Here is a 24,269-nt window from a genome sequence, read left to right as displayed (position 1 = left end):
TGGCTGGAACGATTTAATTACGAGTAATTTCCCCTGATCTCAATGGCTTTCTCGATCCAGTCCTCAAGGTTTTCCTTGATATGACTGTACACATTAGTGCTGGTGGAGTATGGTGGATTGTAAGTCTTTACAATTTCATCCATGGAAACTCCGTCTATAGTGAATTTCGAAAATGGATTGCTTCCCTTTTCCGATTGATCTCCGGCGCTATTCTTAAGATTATGAATATAGATTCCAAGCACTCCCCTCTTATCCCTCCATGCTTTCTTTATTTCGTAGTTAATCCACTTTCTTCCGGCGGTATTCTGTCCAATAAGAATGATCGCAACCGTCTTCCCTGCTAATTGGTCATCAATCCACTCTTGAATTGCATCATCTCCGCCTGCTTTCACATCTTCCCAGGCATTATCGGAAGCGGGCTTGTTTCCATCTATAACACCCATGCTTCTGACTTGGGCAGCTCTCCAATTGTCTGGCTGATAGTGAAAGCTGTAAAAGGCTCTACGTGTCATTTTTTCTCCTGATGTTTTTTTGCGGCTAAAGATACAACTTCCGTCCAAGTCACAATTTACAACAAGTATCTTCATTTGTTGAAATTTGGGGCGACTTGCGTGGGCATCCCCGGCCAAGGGAACATGGCCGGTCGCGCTGTCGTGCTGCGCATCGAACCCCCTTCGGGGTTTCGCCCCTGTCGGGCTTCCATCGTCCCCTCGCTCCGCTCGGCTGACGCCTCCGGCCCGGCTTCCAGCTTCGGGCCTGCGCGCTTCGCTTGCCGTGCGGTTCGGCACACAGAGGCGGCCGTTGCCATGTCCAGCCGTCTTCCCTGACTCCATCACCTTGTCCGCGACTGTAGCCCGCGGCCGTGTGCCATCAAGGCGCGCCAGGCCGTGTCCTCGCTGCGCTGCGGGCCGAACCTACCTTGGCGCTTGTCTCCTTGACGGCCCCCGTCCACGGACTCCCTTTCGTCGCGGGCGATGAACTCAGGAAAGACGGTGGCAACAGGGCCAACCGGGTTCCTCGTGCCGACCGCACCGAACAGCCGAAAGGCTGGGCTCCGAATCTTGGAATCCGGTGTGCGGTGTGAACAGCAAACCTCTTTTTGTCAGGAGAAAGATCATGCAACTCGCATCCCGTTTCGCTTCCCGTTCCCCTTCGCTGCGCAGCGATTACCCGCTGTCCGATGACCAGATTCGCAGCGTGGCCCCGTCCATCTTCGCGGACGCCCCGCACGAGAGCCGTTCCGAACGGTACAGCTACATCCCGACCGCTGCTGTTCTGACCGAGCTTCGCAAAGAAGGCTTCCAGCCTTTCATGGTGACGCAAACCCGCGTGCGCGATGAAGGCAAGCGCGAGCACACCAAACACATGCTGCGCCTGCGCCATGCCAGCCAGGTCAACGGCGCGGAGGCTAACGAAATCGTGCTGCTGAACTCGCACGACGGCACGAGCAGCTATCAGATGCTGGCCGGAATGTTCCGCTTCGTGTGCAGCAATGGCCTTGTGTGTGGTGACACCGTGGCCGATGTACGCGTGCCCCACAAAGGCGACGTGGCCGGTTCCGTCATCGAAGGCGCTTTCGAGGTGTTGAGCGGCTTCGAGCGCGTGAAGGAATCGCGCGACCTGATGCGCAGCATCACTTTGGACGATGGCGAATCCGAAGTGTTCGCCCGTGCTGCGCTGGCGTTGAAGTACGACGACCCGGACAAGCCCGCGCCCATCACCGAATCGCAAATCCTGATGCCGCGCCGGTTCGACGACCGCCGCCCCGACCTGTGGAGCGTGTTCAACCGCACGCAGGAGAACTTGACCAAGGGCGGATTGCATGGCCGCAGCAGCAATGGACGCTGCCAGAGCACCCGGCCCGTGCAGGGCATTGATTCCGACATTCGCCTGAACCGCGCCCTGTGGCTGCTGGCCGATGGCATGCGCTCCCTCAAGGCTTGACCGCTCCCCCGCCGGAGGGGCGGTTTCCCCTCCATTCCCTTGTTTCACTCGATTGGAGATACACCATGAACGCCATCACCCAAACCGAAGCCCGCGCCGTCAACACCGCCGCAGCTATCCCGCTGGAAGCTGCCGACCCGACCAAGAACCTGATTTTGGTTCCACTGTCGCGGCTGGTGCTGCGCCCCACGGGCCGCAACGTGCGCAAGATCCCGCGCATGTCCATCCCTGAACTGGCCGCGAGCATCCAGCGCGTGGGCCTGCTGCAAAACCTCATCGTGATTGCATCCGCCGACGGCGAGCATTACGAAGTCGTGGCCGGTGGCCGACGCCTCGCCGCGCTGAAGCTGCTGGCGAAGAAACACCGCATCGCCAAGAATTGGGAGGTGCCTTGCTTGCAGGTGGCCGATGGCACGGCCCGCACCGCCAGCCTCACCGAGAACGTGCAGCGCGAGGCCATGCACCCGGCAGACCAGTTTGAAGCCTTCGCGGCGCTGGTGGCTGAAGGCCGACCCATCGAGGACATTGCGGCGGATTTCAGCGTCACGCCGCTGGTGGTGCAGCGCCGCTTGAAGCTGGCGAATGTCTCGCCGCGCCTGATGGCGGACCATCGCGCCGACGCCGTGAGCCTTGACCAGTTGATGGCCCTTGCCATCACCGACGACCACGCCGCGCAAGAAGCCGCGTTCTACGATGCGCCGGAGTGGCAGCGCCATCCCTCGCACTTGCGCGAGCGCCTGACCGAGCGCGAAATTGACGCCTACCGGCATCCGCTGGTGCGCTTCGTCGGGCTGGACAGCTACGAAGCCGCAGGCGGCGGCATCCGCCGCGACCTGTTCGCGGAAGGCGATGCAGGTGTGTACCTCAACGATGCCGCGCTGCTGGAACGGCTGGCGCAAGACAAGCTGGCAGGCATCGCCGCTACTGTCCGCGCCGAGGGTTGGGCGTGGGTGGATGCCACGCCGGGCGTGACCCATGCCGATCTGCACGCCTTCCAGCGTGCGCCGAGGGAGCGGCGCGAGCCGAACAAGCGCGAAGCCGCACGCATCGAGAAGCTGCAAGCCCGGATGCACCAACTGGCCGAAGCCGTGGATGCCGCGCTGGACGCCGACGACGAGGACAAGGCCGACGCCTTGCAGGAGGAAGGCGAAACCCTGGGCGAGCAGTTGCAGGCGCTGGAAGATGGCTTGCAGGACTACGGCGCAAACGTGAAGGCCGCAGCCGGTGCCATCGTCACCATCGACCGCAACGGCGAGGCCGTCATTCATCGCGGCCTGCTGCGCGAAGCCGAGGCCAAGGCGCTGCGCACGCTGGAAAAGCTGCGGCGCGGTTTCGGCAGCACCGAAGGCGAAGCCGCCAACGACGAGCACGAGGACGCCGACGACGCACCCAAGGCCGCGAGCCTGTCCGACCGGCTGGCGCAGCGGTTGAGCGCCCACCGCACCGCCGCGCTGCAAATCGAAGTCGCACGGCATCCGCAAGCTGCGCTGGCCGCTGTGGTGCATGGCATGGTGCAGACCGTCTTGCAGGAAAGCCGCTACGGCCGCAGCCGTGATTCTCTGCCGCTGGGCGTGTGCCTGAAAGTGCAAGACCGGCTGGAAGGCATAGCCCCGGACTGGCCGGATTCGCCCGCCGCCGTGGCGCTGCGCGAACTGCAACAGGTGGCAAGCGTTGCCTTGCCGGAGGACAGCGCCGAACTGTTCGCCGCGCTGCTGGCGAAGTCGCAAGACGAACTGGTGCGACTGCTCGCCGTGTGCGTGGCTTCCACGGTGGACGTGGTGACACCTCGCGCCACGCCGCACCAGCCCGGCGCGGAACTGGCGCAGACCGTGGGCCTCGATATGGCCGCATGGTGGAAGCCGACCGCAGAAGGCTACTTCAAGCACGTTTCCAAGGCCGTGATTCTGGATGCCGTGGGCGCGTTTGCACCGGAATCCGTCACCCGGCTGGCGAAGCTCAAGAAGGCCGACATTGCCAGCGAAGCGGAGCGGCTGGCCGATGGCACGGGCTGGATGCCTGCCATCTTCAAGGCCGAAGGCCCGCAACAGGCAGTGCAGGAAAGCGCGCAGGAGGCACGCGCGAAGCAGGACGCCCCGGAGGATGCCGTGGCAATGGCGGATGAACCCGCCGAGGCGTTGGCTGCTTGACCCGCGCCGAAGGCAAGCGCCCCGGCCTCGACCGGGGCGCTTCGCTGGAAGGTGAACGCTCCATGACCCGCCCCACCACCAGCCGCCCGCGCATGGCGGCGATCTATGCCCCCGGCACAACACGCGCCCGCCGCTGGCACGGCGATGGCGACGTGCGGGGCTATCGCCCGCCTTCGGGCTGGTCGGCCCGCGCCGACTCACCGACATTCATCCCATCAAGGGCCGCGCCTTGCCGCGAGCCGTGTGGTGGATCATCGAGACGAAGGAATAACCGCGATCAGCACCGCGCCCAGGCCGTTCCGCCCTGGGCGCGGTGAACTTCAAAAATCCGGGCGCGGCGGTGGCCGCGCCCGGTGTTCAAGGCCAGTAGCCAAATTAGAACGCCGCCGCCTTCGCGGTGGCTCAGGCGGCGGCGTTGAAGGCATCGCTGTGGTGCGCGATGCCCTCGGGCACTGCCTCGCACTATGCCAGTGCCCAGCCGGGGTTGCACGCCCGGCATCAGCGACAGGTTGCTCTTACAAAGAACTCTGGCCTCGATACTTCAGCGCTTCGACAAACGCTGCAAAAGCAGGCGATGCCTGGCGCCGGTTCGGGTAGTACAGGTGATAGCCCTGGAACGTCGGGCACCAGTCGGCCAGGATCTCCTTGAGCCGCCCGTCCGCCAGGTAAGGCTCCACCAGCTGCTCGGGCACGTAGGCCAGCCCGATGCCATCCACGGCCGCGTTGAGCACGTGCATGATGCTGTTGAAGACGAGCTGGCCTTCAGCCTTCACGGTGAAGGCGTGGCCATCCTTCTCGAACTCCCAGGCGTAGATCGTCCCGGACGGCCGGTGACGGATGTTGACGCAACGGTGCTGGGTCAGGTCATGGGGGGTCTTCGGTGCCGGATGCCGCGAGAAATATTCCGGTGACCCCACCACCGCCAGGCGCCAGTCCGGCCCGATGCGCACGACAATCATGTCCTTGCTGATGGACTCGCCCAGGCGGATGCCCGCGTCGAACCGTTCCTCGACCACATTGGTGAACCCGTAGTCCACATACAGCTCCAGCGTGATCTCGGGATAGTTCCTCAGGAACTCCGCCAGCATGGGCCGCAGGCACAGCTCGATCTGGTCATCGGTACAGGTGATGCGCAGGGTGCCCCGGGGCCTGTCCCGCAGTTCACTGAGTGCATCCACTTCCGCGGCGATCTGGTCGAACAGCGGCGCAATGGCCCGCAGCAGCCGCTCCCCGGCCTCGGTGGGGGCCACATTGCGGGTCGTGCGGGCCAGCAGGCGCACGCCCAGCCGCTCTTCCAATCCCCGCATCGTATGGCTCAGGGCCGAGGGCGTGATGCGCAGCTTCGCCGCCGCCTTGGTGAAGCTCTGGTCCCGGGCGACGGCCACGAAGGCTTGGAGATCGTTCACTTTGGTGGTTGCCATTGCTGAAATTTTCTCACAACCGCATCAAGATTGCACCCCCTAATCAGAATCTCATGGCTCCGTCAAGATTGAGGCAACTGATCTTCAAGGAGCATCGACCATGAGCATGACATTCGACATCCGCCGCGAATCCGCGGAGGTTTTGAGCGCTGAGGCTTCTGACCGCCGCGAGTTTGTGAAGGCCACGGGCGTTAGCCTCGCTGCACTGGGCCTCCTCTCTGCCGCCGCGACTTCCGCTTCCGCGGCACAGGCCCAGCAGACGGGTGTGTCGGAGGGCGCCGACAACTTCTACAAGAGCGACAAGGTGACTTTGCAGAAGGTCACCTTCCAGAACCAGTACGGCATGCAGGTCGCCGGCAATCTGTTCATGCCCAAGGACCGCACTGCCGCCAAGCTGCCCGCCCTGGTCGTCGGCCATCCGATGGGCGCCGTCAAGGAGCAAAGCGCGAACCTGTATGCCACCAAGATGGCCGAACAGGGCTTCGTCGCCATGTCCATCGATCTGCCGTTTTGGGGAGAAAGCGAAGGCGCCGCGCGCAACGCGGTGGCGCCCGACCTGTACGCTGAGGCATTCAGTGCGGCGGTGGATTTTCTGCGCACACAGGATGGGGTGGACCGCGAGCGTATCGGCGGCATCGGCATCTGCGGCAGCGGTGGATTCATCATCAGCGCCGCCAAGATCGACCCGCGCCTGAAGGCCATTGCCACGGTGAGCATGTACGACATGGGCGCGGTGACCCGCAATGGCTACGGCAAGTCGCAGACGCTCGCGCAGCGCAAGGACAAGCTGGCCCAGGCCGCGCGGCTGCGCGATGAGGAATACGCCAGCGGCAAGCCCATCTTCCAGAACTACCTGCCGGTCAAGCTGCCTGCGGACGCCGATCCCGTGACCGCGATGTACCACAGCTTCTACCGCACCCCGCGCGGCATCGCCATTCCAGCCGGCCGCACGCTGGAGCAGACGCAGAACCGCACGCTGGCGAGCGAGGTGAAGTTCATGAATTTCTACCCGTTCAACGACATCGAGACCATCTCGCCGCGCCCGCTGCTGTTCATCGCCGGCGACCAGGCGCACTCCAGGGAATTCAGCGAGGAGGCCTACCAGCGGGCCGCCGAGCCCAAGGAACTGCATTGGGTCAAGGACGCCAACCACGTCGACCTGTACGACCGCGTGAACCTGATCCCTTGGGACAAGCTCACGGCGTTCTTCAACCGGCACCTGGCATAAGCGTCATGACGGCTCAAGGTTCCGAGTTTCCTGCGGGTGATGCGTCCCCATCCCTTGAGAGCGGGCATCAGCCCGCCTACTGGAGCGGTGTCTTTGCAATGACGCTGTGCGTCTTCGCGCTGATCGCCTCCGAGTTCATGCCGGTCAGCCTACTGACGCCGATGGCGGCCGATCTCCAGGTCAGCGAAGGCATGGCAGGCCAGGGCATCGCCATTTCCGGCGCGTTCGCGGTGCTGACCAGCCTGTCGATCTCCGCGCTGGCTGGCAGCATGAATCGCAAGACGTTGCTGCTGATGCTGACCGCGCTGATGGCCGTGTCCGGTGCCGTGGTTGGGCTGGCGCCAAACTATGCGACCTACATGCTTGGCCGTGCGTTGATCGGCGTGGTCATCGGCGGGTTCTGGTCAATGTCCGCCGCGACGGCCATGCGGCTGGTGCCGGCCAGCCAGGTGCCGCGCGCTTTGGCGATCTTCAATGGCGGCAACGCGCTGGCCACGGTGGTCGCCGCGCCGCTGGGCAGCTACCTCGGCTCGGTGGTGGGCTGGCGCGGCGCATTCTTCTGCCTGGTGCCGGTGGCCGTGATCGCGCTGGCCTGGCAGTGGGCCAGCCTGCCGGCGATGACGGCGCAAGTTTGTGTAGCGGGTTCGCGCAATGTCTTCAAGGTGCTGGCGAGCCGACCCGTGGCTCTGGGCATGGCGGCCTGCGGCGCGTTCTTCATGGGGCAGTTCGCCCTGTTCACCTATGTGCGGCCGTTCCTGGAGACAGTGACACAGGTGGATGTGTCTACGCTGTCGCTGATCCTGCTGGTGATCGGCGTGGCCGGCTTCATCGGTACGGCGTTGATTGGCTCCATCCTCAAGCGCGGCCTCTACGGCACGTTGATCATCATTCCCATCCTGATGGCGGCTATTGCCCTGTCGGTGATTCCCTTCGGGGGCTGGGTCGTCGCCGTTTTCGTGCTGCTGGGGTTCTGGGGCCTGCTGGCGACCTCGGCTCCGGTGGGCTGGTGGAGCTGGATCGCGCAAGCCATGCCGCACGACGCGGAGGCGGGCGGCGGGCTGATGGTGGCGGTGATTCAGTTGTCCATTGCTCTAGGCTCGACCATGGGCGGCCTGCTGTTCGATGGGGCCGGCTACCGCAGCACCTTCATGGCAAGCGCTGCGGTGCTGCTGCTGGCCGCGGGCCTGGCCTGGCTGACGGCCATGGCCAGCCGTGCCGAACGCAAAACTGGAGCGTGCCCGTGAGCCTCAATATTCCACGCAGACAAGTGCTGTGCCTGCTGCCCGGGCTGCTCGTGCCCGGCGTGGGCGCGGCCCAGCCCAAGGACTCCCGCATGTGGATGACCATCGGCGAACGCCGCTTCTCCATCACCCTGGCCGCCACCGAAGCCGCCCGCGCGTTCGCTGCGCTGCTGCCGCTCTCGATGGACATGGCTGAGCTCAACGGCAACGAAAAGCATGGCGAGTTGCCGAAAGCGCTATCGGCCAACGCCAGCCGGCTCGGCGCCATCCGCAACGGTGACCTGATGTTGTACGGGTCGAAAACCCTGGTGATCTTCTATTTGGGGTTCCAGTCGGCCTATGCGTACACGCGCTTGGGCCGTGTGGACGATCCGGAGGGTCTGGCCCAGGTGCTTGGTAGCACAGGGGTGAGGGTGGAGTTTTCCAGAAATTGAGCGGGCTCCGCAGCGCAGCAAGTAGCAATACGGGGCGTGTCGGCGCATAGCGCCACCGGGCTTTGCGGGCTACGCGCCCCGTGCCGTCTTTGCCGCCACGGCCTTCCACTCACGCCTCCGCGCCTGCGCTTACCTCCGAGGGAAAGCCCAGCGGGCTATCCCCGCCGTGCGATGCTTGGCGCCCCTCGATGCCGCCGAACCGGCTTTGCCGGATCGGCCGGGCCAGCGCCCCACCGCAATAGACGGGGCTGGCGAGCACGCTGGAGCTTGCTGCCGCAGGTTGTGCAAATGCGTGCCGTCCTCAACGCTGGCGGTTCTCGCCCATCACGTCACGAAGGACGGTTCACGGACATCCCGCCCGGCATCGCTATGGAGCTTTCACGCCACGCCTCAAGGCTGGCGCCGCAAGGTGCGGCTGGGGCGTTCTCGCTTGTCGTCGGGTGGTTGACCTGGCCTGCGTCAGCGGGCGAACCGGTGCAGCCTTCGTGCGGGGATGCCGAGCCGGCCCTGTCTCCTTTCGATGCGGGTCGGCCCAAGGCGTCCTTGTGTTGTTGTGAATCCTGGCGGGGGCGCGGCTGCGCCTCGGGCTTCCTGGCTGCAACCGTCCGGCGAAAACAATTTCCCCTCTGCTGCGCAGATTCCTCGCGGGACAAATTCTTTTCGCCTCCCGGCTCTCCACTGCGTTGCGACCGCAAGCGGTGCAGCCAGCCCGTCCCCCGCCGGCCGGATCACAACAAGGACGCGATGGGCGCGAACCTTGTTCAACAGAAAGGAGAAAACATCATGGCCAACATCGGCACCTTCACCACCGACAAAGACGGCTTCACCGGCACGCTTCGCACCCTGACGCTCAACGTCAAGGTCAAGCTGGTTCCCAACGACAAGGGCAGCAGCGAGAACGCCCCCGACTTCCGCCTCCAGGCCGCCGGCCACGACATCGGCGCGGCCTGGAACAAGACCAGCGAGGCCGGGCGGGAATACAAGTCCGTGACCCTCGACGATCCTTCGTTCCCGGCTCCGGTCTATGCCCGCCTGATCGAAGGCGAGGACGGCACGCACGACCTGATCTGGTCGCGCAGCAAGCCCCAGGCGGCCTGACGGCCGCCAGCGCCTCGCCCATGCGGCGAGGCGCTGTGCTGCTTTCGTGGCATTGCCTGGAGACCGCATCCCAGCCTGGGCACGCTCCCATTGGGCGCCTTCTACATGCGTTGCGTTGGCAGCAGCAGGAATCATCGGGCGGGCCGGTGCTGCGCACCACCGGGCTTTGCGGGCTCCGCCCCGTGCCGCCTTTGTCGTCACGGCCCTTCGGCTCCAATCCCTCCCGCCTTCGCGCCTGCGGCGCTGCGCGCTTCGCTTACCTCCAGGGGAAAGCCCTTCAGGCTATCCCCGCCGCGCGAGCTTGGCGCCCCTGCAGCCCCCGAACCGGCATGCGCCGGATCGGACAGGCCAGCGCTTCAGTCAGGTAGTGTCCCCGCTGCAATCAGCGCCTCCATGCTGGCCATCAGTTCGGCCACGCTGCATTCGAGCGCGCTGGCGATCTTGAAGATGATCGCCAGCGTGGGCATGTGCGTGCCGCGTTCGATTTTTCCCATGTGCGAGCGCTCAATGCCGGCACGATGGGCCAGTGATTCCTGCGCGATGCCGCGCTCCACGCGCAGCCCGCGCACGGTTGCGCCGAAGGCCAGGGCCAGTTCGGCATCGAAGGTGGTGGCGCCGGCTGGCCGGCCAGGCTGGATGACTCGCTTCTGCATGGACAGAAGCGTCGATTCGCAGCACAATTAAAACCACGTTATCTTTAACTCAAGACGTTCAAATGTACTTTTTCGTGCATTTGAGTTTTTACGGAAATCCGTATCTGCGGATTCCCACAGAGGCACGGAACCGCATCCGTGGTTTTCTTCAAATCCGTGGAAGCGGCTTTGCGCTTTCACGCTTTGGTGGATTCGATACAAGGCGCATGCGTGCTTTTGCCGCACGCTTGACGATGGTTTGCGTTCGCCCCTTGGGAATCGAGGCATGCGGGCGCATTATTGTTGTTTCGGGGGATTGAACCATGACCGAACCACTGACGACCGACCAGGAGCGCGCCGAACTGCTCGCCCACGGCCAAAGCCGTGCGGCAGGCCTCGCCATCGACCCGCTGCCCGTGGTGCGCCTGTTCACACCGGACGCGCATGCCACCTGGCTGCTGGCATCGCTCGATCCCGCCGATGGCGATACCGCCTGGGGCGTGATGGACGTGGGCATCGGCATGCCCGAGCTGGGTCAAATCAAACTCAGTGATCTGGCCTCCATCGTCGGCCCGAACAAACAGCCTGTGATGCGGGATCGGTATTTCAAGGCAGTGCGGCCCTTGTCCGAATATCTGCGGCTGGCCCAGGAGAACGGCTCCATCGTCGATTAGGCCGTTCGCGCCACGGCCAAGCCGGGCGTATTGAGACTATTTGCGTCTGGCTTCAGACCAGATCGGTCTGAATCCGCATTCTTGCGCCCGGCCCATATTTCCGTGACTCAAACAGTCACGATACTTCAGGCGGATTGCGGCACGGTGGTATCTGCCGTGTGGCGATTTGGGACTGCGCGGCCGCCGCATTCGGACGAATTGCGCAATACACCGGAGCCAATCGGTCTTGACGGGCCTCTGATTACCAATGCTTACATCCTACTGCGATTTCGAGGATGAGATGAACCCGATGCGATAGCTCCGCATGTTTCGCCATGGCGGCGTTCCTGCTGTTGAACGGGAGCCTTCGCCATGGTCGATCCCCAGCTTTACGCGCACCACCACGCGCACTGGTATCCCACCGCCGCATACCTCTACATCCTGTGGCTTGATGCGCTGGCCCTGGCCTGGGAGTACCTGCGCAGGCACCCCGACTACCGGCTCGACTGGCTGCGCCGTCATCGCCGCCGTGCTTCACATCCGGCAGCAGAGCCCGCCGCACACCGTTGGGGGTTGCGCTTGCTGGAAGACCCAGATCTCGATGCGCGGGACGCGCATCCGGCTTGGTTGCCGGGCCATGCGGCCGTGGTGCAGCTCTACCCCGATGCCGACCCGCCAGCCGACGCTGCGCCGTTCGACCTCTGGCGCATCCTCGGCCACAAGCACCTGCAGCACGACGGCAAGGGCCTAGCGCTCATCGCGCGCAGTCCTGGGCATTGCCAGCGCTTTGCGCTGGCACCCGGCCTGGAGCACGGTATGGCGGTCGTCCATGCTCATCGAGGAAGTGGCGGAGGCACGACCGCGACGCCGTCTGGCGAGCAGGCGGCAGCCCGGCCTCGGCCATCGCCTGCCGCGCTGCTGGAGTTGCACACCCTGCAGGCGCTCGACGCCACCCTGGCGGGCGCGTCCTTGCACCAGATTGCCGAGGGCCTGTTCGGCGTGGATGCCGCGGCCGGCTGGTACAGCGACGGCGGCCTGCGCTCCAAGGTGCGCCGCCTGGCGCGGCGCGGCGATGCGTTTATGCGCGGCGGCTATCGCCGCCTAGCACAACTGCCGCCGCTTGAGAAGGGTCGTTTTGAAGGGGACGCAAAACGACCCTGAGCAGAACAGCCGCGTTTTCTGAGACTGCCTCCATCCGGTTGCGCTGTGTGGCCGGAGCTTTGAAAGCCATGGAGGTTTCTGTCATGCGTCCAGCTCCCTTGCGGCCTGCCGCCGCTCCCGCATCCAACGTCACATCCGCTGCGCAGCCGCAGCGCTATCTCACCAACGACGAGGCCGCAGACTATCTGCGCCTGTCGCCGCGCACGCTGGAGAAACAGCGGGTTTTCGGTGGCGGCCCCAAGTTCCGCAAGTTCGGCCGCCGCGTCATGTACGCCGTGGCCGACCTCGATGCCTGGGCCGCCGAGCGCAGCTTCGAATCCACGTCCGATCCCGAGTACGCCGAGCAGCACTCGGCGGACAGCCGTGCGCGCTGATCGGCGGTGCGCGGGTGGCCTTCACCATGTCCCAACCCTCGCAGGAACGCGAACAGCTCGACCTGTTCCGCGCCCTGCCGGGCGACATGGCTCCGCGCGACAGCCAGGACCTGATGGCCTTTCCGTTCTTTTCGCTGGCAAAGTCGCGGCGCGTGGCGCCGATCGACTTCCAGGCCGGTGGCGTGACGATCCGCGTGGAGGGGACAGCCGAGCACGGCATCGCCACGATCTGGGATGCGGACGTGCTGATCTGGGCCGCCTCGCAGATCGTGGAGGCGCGCGACGCGGGCTTGCGCCCGTCGCGGCTGATGCAGGTGCGGCCCTACGAGATCTTGCGCTTCATCGGGCGTGGTACCTCGCTGCGCGACTACCAGCGCCTGAAGGCGGCCTTGGATCGCCTGCAATCCACCACGGTGGCCACTTCCATTCGGGAGACCACGGGAAGACGGCTGCATCGCTTCTCGTGGATCAACGAGTGGAAGGAGCTGGCCGATGGCAAGGGCACACCCTTGGGGCTGGAGCTGATCCTGCCGGACTGGTTCTATGCGGGCGTGATGGATGCTGCCCTGGTGCTGAGCATCGACCCGGCGTATTTCCGGCTGACGGGCGGCATCGAGCGGTGGCTGTACCGGCTGGTGCGCAAGCACGGGGGGCGGCAGCCGGAGGGCTGGTGGTTCGATTTCGAGTCGCTGTACCGCAAGTCCGGCAGTGCGGCCCGCTACTACGACTTCGCCGCCGATCTGCGGGCGCTGGTGGCGTGTCAGGCCCTGCCGGGCTATCGGCTGGACATCGAGTACCGCTCCGCGATTGCCGCGCCCTTGCTGCTGTTCCGGCCCGTGCCGTCCACGGCACGGGGATAACCGCGGGATGGCCTGTGGACGGGCTCGTGCTATCAGGCAACAGAAGTCTCGTGCTATCGGGCAACAGACCCTCGTGCTATCAGGCAACAAAATCGGCCGCCAGGCCAATGCTGGCGCGGGTTTCGGGCACCTATAACATTAATAACTTAATACCAATAACTGGTAAGAGCGCCGCGCCCCGGTGGATAACCGCTACGCGGCGCGAAGCACAGCAGCAACAGCCGGGCTTTCCAACACGGAGGGCCAGGCCATGATCGTCGCGCTGCTCAACCAGAAAGGCGGCGTGGGCAAGACTACGCTCGCCACCCACATCGCCGGCGAGCTGGCGATGCGTGGGCAGTCAGTCATCCTGCTGGATGCCGACCCGCAAGGCTCAGCCCTCGACTGGACACAGCGCAGAAGCCAGCAAGGCTTGCCAAGGCTGTTCAGCGCCGTGGGCCTTGCGCGCGAAACGCTACATCAGGAAGCACCAGAACTCGCCAGGGGGGCCGATCACGTCGTCATTGATGGGCCGCCCAGGATTGCGGCCTTGGCGCGCTCCGCGCTGCTGGCGGCCGAGCGCGTGCTGATCCCGGTGCAGCCCAGCCCCTACGACCTGTGGGCCAGCGTCGAGATGGTGGCCTTGATCCGGGAAGCCCAGGTGTTCCGGCCTGCGCTGCGCGCGGCCTTCGTCATCAACCGGCGCGTGGGCTGCACCGTGATCGGGCGCGAAGCGCGCGGTGCGCTGGCCGAGCAGCCGCTGCCTGCGCTGCGTTCGGAAGTGCGCCAGCGCATCGTGTTCGCCGACAGCGTGGCCGCTGGCCGGCTCGCACGCGAGACGGCGCCGGACAGCGCTGCCGCGCGTGAAATCACTGCGCTGGTGGATGAACTACTGCGGTGGCCGTCATGACAGCGAAGCCGCCGCCCAACAGCAAACGCGCGGCCAAGCGCGTCGGCATCGGTGCGCGCCCGCCCGCGAATCCCCAGGCTGAAGCCTGGATTCGCCAGGGCGACGGCGATGCGCTCAGCAAGGGCGATCTCTATACCGCCCGCCTGACCCTCGACATCACGCCCGCCATGCGCTCGCGCATCAAGGTGTCGGCCTTCACGCAGGGCGTGACCGTGGCCGACCTGCTGCGCGTGCTGCTGGAGCGCGAGTTCCCGGAGAAAACGCCATGAACGCATCCGCTTTGCCTGCTGCAGCAGCAGCCACGGCTGCGCCTGCCGTGTGGCCAGCCTCTACGCCGCTCACGCGCGTGGCGTTGGCCTACGTGGATCAGCGCATCGACACTTACCTGCGCTTCGGCGAGCCTGCGCGCACCATCCGGTACGACCGCTGGCGGCGCGTTGCCGTGTTCCTGCCGGGCGCGGTGTTCTGCCGCATCCGCTGGCAGTCCAACGACTTCGGCGCGATTCGCTGGCAGCTCATGGTGATGCAGGCCGGCACGCCATTGGATGGCGCGCAGCGCATCCCCGGCGTGCAGCCCGGCGCGCGCCTGCTGCTGCATGCTGAGGGTGACAAGTCGGTGCGTGCCGTGCTGCAACGCATCGACGCCATCGAGGCGCTGGGCATTGCGCCCGCTGCGGCCTCGCCCGCGTACTGGCGCACGCTCGCCAACCGGCTCGCGGCCCGCCTGCCACTGCCCGAATACAGCGCCGAGCGGCACGCCGCCTGGCTGGCTGGGAGGTCGCTGTCATGACTGCCGCCGCATCAACGCATCCTCGCTCACGCCTGCGCGTTCGCCTCGTGCTTGCGGGCCTGTCCGCCTGCGGCCTCGCGGCGCTCGCCTGGACGGCCTTCGTGCAGCCGCTGCCGCGCCTGGTCTACAACCCGTCCGACAGCGTTCCGGTCGGCTGGTATCGCACCGGGCCGACCGATGCGCTGCACGTCGGCGCCATCGTCCTCACCACGCTGCCGCCAGACGTTGCTGCGCTGGCAGCGCAGCGCCGCTACCTGCCGGCACGCGTGCCGCTGCTCAAGCGCGTGGGCGCCATGGCGCCGCAGCATGTGTGCATCTTCGATGCCCTGGTCTGGATCGACGGCGTGCCGGTTGCCGCCGTGCTGCCCGCCGACCGGCTGGACAGGCCGCTGCCATCCTGGCCGCATTGCCGCCGCCTCGAAGCTGGCGAGTTGTTCCTGTTGAGCAGCTCCAACCCGGCGTCGTTCGACAGCCGCTACTTCGGGCCGGTGAGTGCGTCCGCCGTGATCGGCGTGGCGCATCCGCTCTGGCTGGAGTCACGGCCATGATCGCCGCCGATTCGCTGCACGCGAGGGTGCATGGCCTCGTGCTATCGGGCGTGTCATCGCCATGTCGTCGCGCGTGCAGTGCGAGCGCATTCGCGTCGCACTTCGCGCTGCCTCCGGCGCAGCCGTCCCATGTGCAGGCGTCTTGCCTCGAACACGGCTGGCCTGCGGCCATCGCCGCGTTCGCCTGGGCGCTGGCTGCCCGCGCAGCAGCGCTACCGGGCCGCAGTTGCCGGGAGCGAGAACCGGGGGGACCAGGGGAGGCAAATGCGGAAGGCAAGATTGAAGGGTGCGGCACCACGGTGCGCGCCAAGCCAGTCTGCACGTGGGCTTGGGGCGGCACGCGCCCAAGGGCGGTTGCGTGCCGCCTACAGCCCCAATGCCTTGTCGGCATTGGGAGTACCGTGTGCCGCATCCGCTCGGGCGCGATGGGCTTGTCTGGAGCCGCATCATGAGCAAGCGCAATTCCTCTGAGGGTGATGACCATTTCCGCGTGCGGCCCGGCAAGCCCCGGCAGCGCGGCGACACTTTCATTGCACAGGTACTGCGCCAGACCAGCAAGGCTGCTGGTGCCACAGGCGGCAAGCGTGGAATGGGTGGCAAAACCACAGGCAAGGCGCCCGGCTCACGCTTGGGGCGCGGCCACACGGCGGCCCGCTTCACGGGCCAGTCGCTGACGGCGTTTTCCCGACGGGCCACGGTCAAGGTACGGCTGGTGTATTTGCAGCAGGCCAGCGGCAAATCCACGGTGCAGCACCTGCGCTATATCGAGCGCGAAGGCGTGGATCGCCAGGGCGGACAGGGCCGGGCCTATGGTGCTATCACCGACGAGGCGGACACGGCGGCTTTCGAGGAACGCGGCCGGGGCGACCGCCACCAGTTCCGCTTCATCGTCTCACCCGAGGATGCGGAGCAGCTCGAAGATTTGCGCACTTACACCCGCCACCTGATGCAGCGCATGGAGGCCGACCTGGGCACCCGATTGGACTGGGTGGCGGTTGATCACTGGAATACCGACAACCCGCACACCCATGTGGTGTTGCGCGGCAAGGACGACACCGGCAAAGACCTCATCATCTCGCAGGAGTACATCACCCGCGGGATGCGCGAGCGGGCGATGGAGCTGGCGACCGAATGGCTGGGGCCGCGTACCGAGCTGGAGATCCAGCGCACGCTGGCCCGCGAAGTGGATCAGGAGCGTTGGACTTCCCTGGATCGCACCTTGCAGCGCGAAGCGGTGGACGGCCTGGTGAAGATCGAACGCTTCGACGATCCCAAGCTACGCAGTCAGCGTCTGCTGCTGGTGGGACGCCTGCAGCGCTTGCAGCGCATGGGGCTTGCGACCGAAACCCAACCCGGTACCTGGGCCGTGCATACCGAGGCCGAGCCGACCCTGCGGGCCATGGGCGAACGCGGCGACATCATCCGCACCATGCAGCGTGCGATGGGCGGCAAGCCACGTGACCTGGCTGTGTTCCAGCCGGGTGAGCAAGGCCGAACCATCGTGGGCCGGGTTGCAGGCAAGGGGCTAGCCGACGAGTTGTACGACCGGGGCTATCTGGTAATCGATGGCATCGACGGCAAGGCCCACTACGTGGCGCTGCCACCCAAGACGGAGTTGGAGCAGTACCCCATGGGCGCGGTGCTCGAGGTCAAGGGTTCCGCCGATATACGGGCGGCGGACAAGAACATCACCGCGTTGGCAAGCAATGGCCTGTACCGCACCGACCATCACCTCGCCATTGCGCAAGGACAGGCCAAGGAAGGCCGCGACCCACAGGAAGTTGTCGCAGCCCATGTTCGAAGGCTTGAAGCCTTGCGCCGCGCCGGCATCGTGGAGCGCTTGGCCGAGGGGCTATGGAAGGTGCCGGAGGATCTGCCCGAGCAGGGCCGCCAGTACGACGCGCAGCGCCTGGGCGGCGTGGCGGTAGAGCTGAAATCGCACCTCCCCATCGAGCGCCAGGCCCGCGTAATCGGGGCCACCTGGCTCGACCAGCAGTTGATCGGCGGCGGCAAGGCGCTGGGCGACTTGGGTTTTGGCAGCGAGGCCAAACAGGCGATGCAGCACCGCGCGGACTTCCTGGCCGAACAGGGGCTGGCAGAGCGGCGTGGGCAGCGCGTGATCCTCGCCCGGAACCTGCTGGGCACGCTACGCAATCGGGAGCTAGAGCAAGCCGCAAAGGACATTGCCGCCGAAACCGGCTTGGAGCATCGCCCCGTGGCCGACGGCCAGCGCGTTTCCGGCATCTACCGGCGTAGTGTCATGCTCGCCAGCGGGCGCTATGCCATGCTTGACGACGGCAAAGCGTTCAGCCTGGTGCCGTGGAAGCCGGTGGTCGAGCAGCGGCTAGGCCAGCAGATCGCCACAACGATGCGCGATGGCAGGAGTGTGTGGGAAATAGGCCGGTACAGAGGAAGAGGCATTGGGAGCCAATGAGAGAGGTTTTGACGCGAAGCCGTGAATTCCTACATCCGCTGATACAACCAGAAGCAGATCAAGATATCTCTTTACCGTCTCAGCCTCACCGAATACAGCGAGAGTCTTGTACTGACGGCGTCAAATTAGTCCAAGTTCTTATCCACATCCAGTAATAACGGCGCTGGTCTCCATTGAGGAGACGAATTTATGCATCTGCTGCCTTTGCGCTATGTGTGCCAACCGTCGTGCTCGGCAGAGAAATCGTTGCCTCCATGAAGGTCACGGCGTTTCCGCCCAGAATAACCCGGTCATCGGTCAATTCGCAGTCGAGCCAGCCGCCGCGTGCCGACGCCTGATAGGCCACTAGCTTGTTGTGGCCTAATCGTGCAGCCCAATAGGGCACAAGCGTTGCATGGATAGATCCTGTCACCGGGTCTTCGGGAATACCTGCACCTGGGGCGAAGTAGCGTGACACAAAGTGCGCCTTGGCTCCCGCGCACGCACCCTGGTCTTCCTGCCCTGTCACCACCAGGCCGACAGGGCCAAGGCGAGCAATCGCCACGAGATCGGGAACGAAACTGCGCACTGCATCGGCGCTTCCGAGATCGGCAAATATGTTCTCGAAGTTGCGGAAAGTGCAGACAGGCGGCTCAGCGAAAACCCCTGCGATCTCTGGCGGCAGCGTGTCGATGACCTCGGGCGCCAGGCGCCTCCCTCGATACACGCAGTTCTCCGACCCGAGTGTGGAAGACAAGGGGGGTATCCGCCTTTGCTGTGGTGAACAGGATGTGCGCTGTCGCAAGGGTCGCGTGTCCGCAGAAATCGACCTCATGTGCGGGGGCAAACCAGCGCAAATCCCATGTCCCATCAGGGCGGGATTTGACAAAGGCTGTCTCAGCCAGGTTGTTCTCCTGGGTAATCGCCAGCATCAGTTCATCGGGCAGCCAGTCGTCAAGCACGAGAACGGCCGCAGGATTCCCCGTGAAAAGCCGGTCGGTGAAGGCATCGACCTGGTACATGCGCATGTCAAACTCCGTGCGGTGGATGATTCATCTTGTGTTGCTGTCGGCTTGAATGCCGTTTCGGGAAGCGAAATGGCCTCAGGACGAGAGCTTCATCAGTACGAGTCCGCCGACGATCATGGCCGCAGCAAGAATGCGCATCGGGCTGGCGGCCTCGCCCAGAACGAGTATGCCGATAATGAAGGCGCCAACTGCCCCTATGCCAGTCCAAATCGTATAGGCTGTGCCAAGGGGAAGAGATTTCATTGAGATCGACAGCAGTCCGAAACTGGCGATCATGGCCACGATGGTGACGGAGGAATACCCTAGCCGGGTGAATCCCTCCGAAAGCTTCATGGTGTAGGCCCAGACGACCTCAAGCAATCCCGCAACAACCAAAAAAATCCAAGCCATACGGCCCTCCTGTATCAAAGAGCCGGGCCGTCCCGGAAGGGTAATGACCTGCGGTTTGTATGCAGGCAGGGGTCGTCCCCATTTAAGAAGTCGTGCTGTGTGCTCTCCGATAGGAAGCAGGCTAATCCATGCCGATGCCGATCATTCGGATATCGATAGCCGCGCCGGGCATCATGTTATGGAGGCCTTCGGCCAGACGCTCGCCGGCTTCATGCAAGGCTTCCAGCGGCATGGCCGGCAGGCTTTCCAGAATGAACCACATTTGGCGGGCATCCGCGCTCAGCCGGGTTCTAACACCTTGTCGCCAGTTCCAGCGGCGGCAGGTCACCCCTAGACCATCCTGCCATACGACCTCACCAGGGTCAGGAGATTCGTGGGCGGGATGACCATCCTTCATGGTGTCAAATAACTCGGCTCCATCGGCAATCGTGAGCCGGGGATTGCCCGTATAAGCAGCCAGATTCTCCCCACCGACGGGAATTGCGTACTGGATGCTGATGGCGTTGTAGAGATCGACAACCGGGTTGATGCTCTGAAGGGATCCATCACGCAGTACCCGCTTGCGCAACGCCTCGGCCGAACAAGGGGTGCGCTGAGGCTTGGCACCAAACTTCCTGAACACCTCCGCCCAGGCTGCAAGATGTGCTTCGGCCCAGGGACAATCCGCCGTTGCGACTGATTGGTAGGCGCGCAGCAACGCCTCCGTGCCGACTTTCGGCCTGACGATATCGGAGGCTTCGACGCTGAGGCTCAAGGCCCGGAATCCTGGCGCCAACTTGGCAATGGCGGGCTCTATCCGCGGTGTGACGATAAGCATGGATGAATCTGCTGCACCCATCATTTAACAGCTCGCTCCTTGGCTTGCAGCATGGCCTGTGCCAAGTCGTGCTGACCACGGCTTTCCAACGCCTGGGTCGCGCCTTCGAAATCACGTTCATCCCGGTTCTGGCTGAGCTTGCGCTTGCCCTCGATCCGGGTCAGCTCCACCTCGATGCCGACGATCTGCGCCAGCATGTCGGACAGATAGTCCGCTGGGGCATCGCTCATGCGCCAGGGCCGGGGCTGATCCGCCTCATGCGTGCGCGTCAACCGGCCCACGACACCGCGCAGGAATTTTTCGTCATCGCGCACGCGGATGTGGCCGTGTGCATGCACTACCTCGTAGTTCCAGGTTGGGACATGGCGGTGCGTCTCGGGCTTGCTGGGGTACCAGTTGGGCGAGATATAGCCCTGGGCTCCGCGGAAGACCACCAGCACCGGGTCGCCGTCCCGCACCTCTTGCCAGACCGGGTTGGCGCGTGCGACATGCGCGAGCAAGGTGCCCTGCGGCCCTCGGTCAGCGTCCAGCAGGAAAGGCAGATGGTCCGCATCCAGGCCCGCTGCCCGCTGCGTGACCAGCATGCCCAGCGGGTGCGCGCAGATGATGCGGTGGAGTTCTTCGGCGCGCGATTCGGCGAAAAGGGATGGGATGTACATGGTGGGTCAGGTTTCAACAAAGTCAGTGCAGCGGATGCCACAGCAACAACGCGCACAGTGTCAGCATGAATAGTGCAATGCTGCCGTCGAGCACGCGCCAAGCTTGGGGATTGCGGAAAATAGGCTGCAGCAGACGAGCACCGAAACCCAGCGAAGAAAACCAGACCACGCTGGCGGCGCAGGCGCCGAGCCCGAACGCCCACTGGAGCATGCCTGGGTAGCGCGTGGACAGGCTGCCCACCAGCACCATCGTGTCCAGATACACATGGGGATTGAGGAAGGTGAACGCCAGGCAGGCCAGCAGCACGCGGTGCCCGCTTTTCACAGGGCCCTGGTCGGGCTCCAGGATCTCCGCACCCTGCCATGCGCGCCGCGCCGCCAGAAAACCGTACCAGCCCAGGAAGGCGGCACCGCCATAGCGCAAGGCTTGCAGCCGTTGCGGCCATTGCAGCACCAGGGCGCCGACGCCAGCGACGCCAAGCAGGATCAGGGCAATGTCGCTGAGTGCACAGACGGCGACCACCAGGGCCACATGGCTGCGCTGCAGACCTTGCCGCAAAACGAACGCGTTTTGCGCGCCGATCGCGATGATGAGGCCAGCCCCGGTCACGAATCCGGCAACGGCTGCGGAAAGAAACATTCAATGCCCACGAATACAGGAAAGTGGGCTATGGTGCTGCGATTTCATTGATAAGTAAAACTAGAAATTCTTCTTGTTGCTAAGAATTTCTAATCACGGAGGGATTCATGGATTTGATTCATCCCCAGTTGGCGGCTTTCGCCGTGGTTTTGGAAGAAGGCAGCTTCGAGGCGGCGGGCCGCCGTCTGTGCATCACCTCGTCGGCCGTGTCCCAGCGCATCAGGGCGCTGGAGGATCGGCTGGGTCAGGTACTGGTCGTGCGTCAGCCGCCGTGTCGGCCTACGCCGGCGGGAGAACTGTTGCTGCGCCGCGTGCGGCCGATGCAGATGCTTGAGGCCGAGGCGCTGGCGGACTTTCTTCCAGAGAGTGGCCAGGGCGCCGTGGCGCGCCCCATCGCCATCGCGGTCAACAGCGACTCGCTTGCCACATGGGTGCTGGGAGCCCTGGCGGAGTTGAACCGGCAGCACGGCTATCTGTTCGTAAGCGCACGGTCATCCCACCCTTGAGGGCGGCGGCGTAAGCGGCAACGATGGTGTCCACCAAACCAGATAGGTGGACACCATGACCGAAGCCCAGAACAAGACCCGTCGGCGCCACAGCGCCGAGCTCAAGCAGCAGATCCTGGCCGAGTGCGCCCAGCCCGGTGCATCGGTGGCCAGCGTGGCGCTCTCGCACGGCATCAACGCCAACGTCGTGCACAAATGGCGCCGACTGGCCCATGCCCCCAGCACAGATATGCAAGTTCCCACCTTCGTGCCGGTGACGCTGCCTGCGCCCAGCTGTGCGCCGGCCCCAGACATCCGCATCGAGTTGCGCCGTGGCGCTACCAGCATCTCGCTGACCTGGCCGGTCTGCGCGGCCGAGCACTGCGCGGCCTGGATGCGGGACCTGCTCAAGTGATCCGCATCGACGCCCTGTGGCTGGCTACCGAGCCGCTGGACATGCGTGCCGGCACAGACACCGCGCTGGCCCGTGTGGTGGCCGTCTTCGGTGCTGCGCGTCCGCATCACGCCTACCTGTTTGCCAACCGGAGAGCCAGCCGCATGAAGGTGTTGGTGCACGACGGCATTGGGGTGTGGCTGGCGGCGCGGCGCCTGAACAGCGGCAAGTTCGTCTGGCCGCGTGACGGTGCGTTGACCACCACGCTCAGCCGCTCGCAGTTCGACGCTCTGGTGCTCGGGTTGCCTTGGCAGCGCCTGGGCGATGGTGGCCTCATCACCGTGCTCTGAATCTGATCGCTGACATGCGGCCTGCCAATCGGTGCATGTGCCAATGGCGTGGCGTTACCGGCGCTGGCACAGTCATGCCCATGGTCGTAGAGCCGCAATCCCTGGATAGTCTGAGTCCCGAGCAATTGCGCTCGGCGCTGCTGTCCATGCTGCAAGCCGCTGCTGCCAAGGACCAGGAGCTTGCCTTCAAGCAGACCCTCATCGACAAGCTCACGCACGAGAACGCGCTCTTGAAGCGCATGAAGTTCGCCGCCCAATCAGAGCGCTTCAGCCCTGAGCAGAAGAGCCTGCTCGACGACGAGATCGAAGCGGACCTGGCGGCCGTGGCCAGCGAGATCGACGCGCTGGCGCAGACGCAAGCACCGGCCACCCCCGAGAAGAGACAGGCCAAGCGGATGCCCTTGCCGGCGCACCTGCCACGCCGCGAGATCCGCCACGAACCCACGTCCACCACGTGCGCGTGTGGCTGCCAGATGAAACGCGTGGGCGAGGACGTGGCCGAGAAGCTGGACTATGTGCCCGGCGTCTTCAGTGTCGAGCGCCACATCCGCGGCAAGTGGGCCTGCGCCCGGTGCGAGACCATTCAACAAGCGCCGGTCGAGGCGCACGTCATCGACAAAGGTATCCCCACCACCGGCCTGCTGGCCCAGGTGCTGGTGGGCAAGTACGCCGATCACCTGCCGCTGTACCGGCAGGAGGCGATCTTCGGCCGCGCTGGCCTGGCCATCCCTCGCTCGACCCTGGCGCAGTGGGTGGGCACCTGCGGGGTGCGGCTGCAGCCGCTGGTCGATGCCCTGAAGACCGAGATCCTCAGCCACCGGGTGCTACACGCCGATGAGACGCCGGTGGCCATGCTCAAGCCCGGCGATGGCAAGACGCACCGCGCCTACCTCTGGGCCTATGCGCCGGGGGCCTTCGAGAGCATCAAGGCTGTGGTCTACGACTTCTGCGAATCCCGCTCGGGCGAACACGCCCGGCGCTTCCTGGGCCACGGCACCGACAAGGCCTGGAAGGGCTGCCTGACCTGCGACGACTTCAGCGGCTACAAGGCCTTGATCGCCAGCGGCGTGACCGAGGTGGGCTGTCTGGCCCATGCCCGGCGCAAGTTCTTCGACCTGCACGCGGCCAACCAGAGCCAGATCGCCGAGTTCGCCCTGCAGCAGTTCGCCCGGGTCTATGAGATCGAGCGGGACGTCAAAGAGCTGGACACCGAGCAACGGCAAGCCGTTCGGCAGCAGCAGACCCGGCCGATCCTGGACGCTCTTAACGAGTGGATGACGCTGCAACGGCGCCAGGTGCCCGACGGATCAGCAACCGCCAAGGCGCTGGACTACAGCCTGCGGCGCTGGGATGCGCTGACCCGATTCGTGGATGACGGACAACTGCCGGTCGACAACAACTGGATCGAGAACCAGATCCGGCCCATTGCCATCGGTCGTAACAACTGGCTGTTTGCCGGCAGCCTGCGTGCGGGCCAGCGAGCGGCCGCCGTCATGAGCCTGATCCAGTCGGCCCGTATGAACGGGCACGACCCGTATGCCTACCTCAAGGACGTGCTCACGCGACTGCCCACGCACAAGGCCAGCCGCATCGTCGAGCTCCTGCCACACCGCTGGAAACCCGCCGACGCCTGATCACCGGCCTCGGTAGGCCTGGGTTTGCCGGACGCTTAC

At 64.8% G+C, this 24,269-nt stretch carries 29 protein-coding genes and 1 pseudogene; 21 read left to right on the top strand and 9 right to left on the bottom strand.

The genetic code is table 11. From position 1 onward, the window contains the following. Positions 1 to 17: 17 nt before the first annotated feature. Positions 18 to 512: a TIR domain-containing protein gene (locus BV908_RS12350; RefSeq protein WP_103738305.1), complete on the bottom strand. Its 495-nt coding sequence runs from the start codon at positions 510 to 512 to the stop codon at positions 18 to 20. 604 nt (positions 513 to 1,116) lie between these two features. Here BV908_RS12350 and BV908_RS12345 point away from each other — a divergent pair. The 3 genes and pseudogenes from BV908_RS12345 (at position 1,117) to BV908_RS12335 (ending at position 4,362) form a co-directional block, all read left to right on the top strand. Beyond that, on the top strand, positions 1,117 to 1,944 hold the full coding sequence (locus BV908_RS12345) for a DUF932 domain-containing protein (protein ID WP_103738304.1): 828 nt from the start codon (positions 1,117 to 1,119) through the stop codon (positions 1,942 to 1,944). 65 nt (positions 1,945 to 2,009) lie between these two features. Continuing rightward, positions 2,010 to 4,091 carry a ParB/RepB/Spo0J family partition protein gene (locus tag BV908_RS12340; protein WP_103738303.1) on the top strand — a complete coding sequence of 694 codons (2,082 nt, stop codon included), beginning with the start codon at positions 2,010 to 2,012 and terminating at the stop codon, positions 4,089 to 4,091. A gap of 62 nt (positions 4,092 to 4,153) precedes the next feature. Next, a pseudogene (locus BV908_RS12335) lies at positions 4,154 to 4,362 on the top strand (hypothetical protein). 244 nt (positions 4,363 to 4,606) lie between these two features. Here BV908_RS12335 and BV908_RS12330 read toward each other — a convergent pair. Then, the gene (locus tag BV908_RS12330; RefSeq protein WP_103738302.1) at positions 4,607 to 5,512 is read right to left on the bottom strand and encodes a LysR family transcriptional regulator; all 906 of its coding nucleotides are present in this window, start codon (positions 5,510 to 5,512) and stop codon (positions 4,607 to 4,609) included. 100 nt (positions 5,513 to 5,612) lie between these two features. Here BV908_RS12330 and BV908_RS12325 point away from each other — a divergent pair, with 100 nt between their 5' ends. The 4 genes from BV908_RS12325 to BV908_RS12305 all read left to right on the top strand — a co-directional run bounded on the left by BV908_RS12325 (position 5,613) and on the right by BV908_RS12305 (position 9,513). After that, positions 5,613 to 6,740: an alpha/beta hydrolase gene (locus BV908_RS12325; RefSeq protein WP_246867501.1), complete on the top strand. Its 1,128-nt coding sequence runs from the start codon at positions 5,613 to 5,615 to the stop codon at positions 6,738 to 6,740. A 98-nt stretch (positions 6,741 to 6,838) separates the two neighbouring features. Then, positions 6,839 to 7,984, top strand: coding sequence for an MFS transporter (locus BV908_RS12320; RefSeq protein ID WP_210434025.1), 1,146 nt, complete (start codon positions 6,839 to 6,841; stop codon positions 7,982 to 7,984). Next, positions 7,981 to 8,415: a cyclophilin-like fold protein gene (locus BV908_RS12315; protein ID WP_246867500.1), complete on the top strand. Its 435-nt coding sequence runs from the start codon at positions 7,981 to 7,983 to the stop codon at positions 8,413 to 8,415. Before BV908_RS12320 ends, BV908_RS12315 begins: the two co-directional genes overlap by 4 nt. Positions 8,416 to 9,198: 783 nt before the next feature. Beyond that, entirely contained in the window at positions 9,199 to 9,513 is a 315-nt protein-coding gene (locus BV908_RS12305) for a DUF736 domain-containing protein (protein WP_003107092.1), read from the top strand. 356 nt (positions 9,514 to 9,869) lie between these two features. Here the strand turns inward: BV908_RS12305 and BV908_RS12300 are convergent, their stop codons facing one another. Further along, a complete protein-coding gene (locus BV908_RS12300; RefSeq protein WP_103738337.1) occupies positions 9,870 to 10,166 on the bottom strand; it encodes a helix-turn-helix transcriptional regulator in 297 nt (98 codons plus the stop codon). A gap of 62 nt (positions 10,167 to 10,228) precedes the next feature. Here BV908_RS12300 and BV908_RS22195 point away from each other — a divergent pair, with 62 nt between their 5' ends. From BV908_RS22195 to BV908_RS12240, 10 genes are all read left to right on the top strand, one after another. Continuing rightward, positions 10,229 to 10,465, top strand: a complete 237-nt coding sequence (locus BV908_RS22195; RefSeq protein WP_146052253.1) for a hypothetical protein — start codon at positions 10,229 to 10,231, stop codon at positions 10,463 to 10,465. Between the two features lie 3 nt (positions 10,466 to 10,468). Beyond that, complete coding sequence (locus BV908_RS12295) at positions 10,469 to 10,819, top strand: DUF2958 domain-containing protein (protein ID WP_012479488.1); 351 nt, start codon at positions 10,469 to 10,471, stop codon at positions 10,817 to 10,819. Positions 10,820 to 11,170: 351 nt separating this feature from the next. Continuing rightward, a complete protein-coding gene (locus tag BV908_RS12285) occupies positions 11,171 to 11,959 on the top strand; it encodes a DUF2285 domain-containing protein (RefSeq protein WP_103738299.1) in 789 nt (262 codons plus the stop codon). Between the two features lie 83 nt (positions 11,960 to 12,042). Next, positions 12,043 to 12,333: a helix-turn-helix domain-containing protein gene (locus BV908_RS12280; protein WP_103738298.1), complete on the top strand. Its 291-nt coding sequence runs from the start codon at positions 12,043 to 12,045 to the stop codon at positions 12,331 to 12,333. A 26-nt stretch (positions 12,334 to 12,359) separates the two neighbouring features. Beyond that, positions 12,360 to 13,193 carry a replication initiator protein A gene (locus tag BV908_RS12275; RefSeq protein WP_103738297.1) on the top strand — a complete coding sequence of 278 codons (834 nt, stop codon included), beginning with the start codon at positions 12,360 to 12,362 and terminating at the stop codon, positions 13,191 to 13,193. 250 nt (positions 13,194 to 13,443) lie between these two features. Further along, complete coding sequence (parA, locus tag BV908_RS12265) at positions 13,444 to 14,082, top strand: ParA family partition ATPase (RefSeq protein WP_103738295.1); 639 nt, start codon at positions 13,444 to 13,446, stop codon at positions 14,080 to 14,082. Further along, positions 14,079 to 14,351, top strand: a complete 273-nt coding sequence (locus tag BV908_RS12260; RefSeq protein WP_103738294.1) for a chromosome partitioning protein ParB — start codon at positions 14,079 to 14,081, stop codon at positions 14,349 to 14,351. The genes parA and BV908_RS12260 overlap by 4 nt, the downstream gene beginning before the upstream one ends. Beyond that, positions 14,348 to 14,872 carry a DUF2840 domain-containing protein gene (locus BV908_RS12255; RefSeq protein ID WP_103738293.1) on the top strand — a complete coding sequence of 175 codons (525 nt, stop codon included), beginning with the start codon at positions 14,348 to 14,350 and terminating at the stop codon, positions 14,870 to 14,872. Before BV908_RS12260 ends, BV908_RS12255 begins: the two co-directional genes overlap by 4 nt. Further along, positions 14,869 to 15,420 (top strand): S26 family signal peptidase, encoded by a 552-nt coding sequence (locus tag BV908_RS12250; protein WP_103738292.1) that lies wholly within the window; start codon positions 14,869 to 14,871, stop codon positions 15,418 to 15,420. Before BV908_RS12255 ends, BV908_RS12250 begins: the two co-directional genes overlap by 4 nt. 448 nt (positions 15,421 to 15,868) lie before the next feature. Next, positions 15,869 to 17,854, top strand: a complete 1,986-nt coding sequence (locus BV908_RS12240) for a relaxase/mobilization nuclease and DUF3363 domain-containing protein (RefSeq protein ID WP_103738290.1) — start codon at positions 15,869 to 15,871, stop codon at positions 17,852 to 17,854. A gap of 187 nt (positions 17,855 to 18,041) precedes the next feature. On the opposite strand, the gene BV908_RS12235 is transcribed toward BV908_RS12240, so the two are convergent. The 6 genes from BV908_RS12235 to BV908_RS12210 form a co-directional block, all read right to left on the bottom strand. After that, positions 18,042 to 18,590, bottom strand: coding sequence for a PhzF family phenazine biosynthesis protein (locus BV908_RS12235; RefSeq protein WP_172751388.1), 549 nt, complete (start codon positions 18,588 to 18,590; stop codon positions 18,042 to 18,044). Next, positions 18,487 to 18,861: a PhzF family phenazine biosynthesis isomerase gene (locus BV908_RS12230; protein ID WP_103738288.1), complete on the bottom strand. Its 375-nt coding sequence runs from the start codon at positions 18,859 to 18,861 to the stop codon at positions 18,487 to 18,489. The genes BV908_RS12235 and BV908_RS12230 overlap by 104 nt, the downstream gene beginning before the upstream one ends. 75 nt (positions 18,862 to 18,936) lie before the next feature. Then, positions 18,937 to 19,251, bottom strand: coding sequence for a quaternary ammonium compound efflux SMR transporter SugE (gene sugE, locus BV908_RS12225; protein WP_103738287.1), 315 nt, complete (start codon positions 19,249 to 19,251; stop codon positions 18,937 to 18,939). A 121-nt stretch (positions 19,252 to 19,372) separates the two neighbouring features. Next, the gene (locus BV908_RS12220) at positions 19,373 to 20,092 is read right to left on the bottom strand and encodes a B3/4 domain-containing protein (RefSeq protein ID WP_210434024.1); all 720 of its coding nucleotides are present in this window, start codon (positions 20,090 to 20,092) and stop codon (positions 19,373 to 19,375) included. Continuing rightward, positions 20,089 to 20,727: an FMN-binding negative transcriptional regulator gene (locus BV908_RS12215; RefSeq protein ID WP_103738285.1), complete on the bottom strand. Its 639-nt coding sequence runs from the start codon at positions 20,725 to 20,727 to the stop codon at positions 20,089 to 20,091. The genes BV908_RS12220 and BV908_RS12215 overlap by 4 nt, the downstream gene beginning before the upstream one ends. 22 nt (positions 20,728 to 20,749) lie before the next feature. Further along, positions 20,750 to 21,367 (bottom strand): LysE/ArgO family amino acid transporter, encoded by a 618-nt coding sequence (locus BV908_RS12210; RefSeq protein WP_103738284.1) that lies wholly within the window; start codon positions 21,365 to 21,367, stop codon positions 20,750 to 20,752. A gap of 107 nt (positions 21,368 to 21,474) precedes the next feature. On the opposite strand from BV908_RS12210, the gene BV908_RS12205 reads away from it, so the two are divergent. From BV908_RS12205 to BV908_RS12190, 4 genes are all read left to right on the top strand, one after another. Continuing rightward, a complete protein-coding gene (locus BV908_RS12205; protein ID WP_246867499.1) occupies positions 21,475 to 21,873 on the top strand; it encodes a LysR family transcriptional regulator in 399 nt (132 codons plus the stop codon). Between the two features lie 55 nt (positions 21,874 to 21,928). Continuing rightward, positions 21,929 to 22,267, top strand: coding sequence for a transposase (locus BV908_RS12200; protein WP_015912731.1), 339 nt, complete (start codon positions 21,929 to 21,931; stop codon positions 22,265 to 22,267). Further along, a complete protein-coding gene (tnpB, locus tag BV908_RS12195; protein WP_015912732.1) occupies positions 22,264 to 22,596 on the top strand; it encodes an IS66 family insertion sequence element accessory protein TnpB in 333 nt (110 codons plus the stop codon). The genes BV908_RS12200 and tnpB overlap by 4 nt, the downstream gene beginning before the upstream one ends. A gap of 80 nt (positions 22,597 to 22,676) precedes the next feature. Further along, positions 22,677 to 24,230 (top strand): IS66 family transposase, encoded by a 1,554-nt coding sequence (locus tag BV908_RS12190; protein ID WP_015913892.1) that lies wholly within the window; start codon positions 22,677 to 22,679, stop codon positions 24,228 to 24,230. Positions 24,231 to 24,269: the final 39 nt, after the last annotated feature.

The organism is Diaphorobacter sp. LR2014-1, from assembly GCF_002916785.1.
Lineage (GTDB): Bacteria > Pseudomonadota > Gammaproteobacteria > Burkholderiales > Burkholderiaceae_C > Diaphorobacter > Diaphorobacter nitroreducens.
Note: the sequence above shows the minus strand (reverse complement) of the source record. Positions and strands in the feature narration are given on the sequence as shown.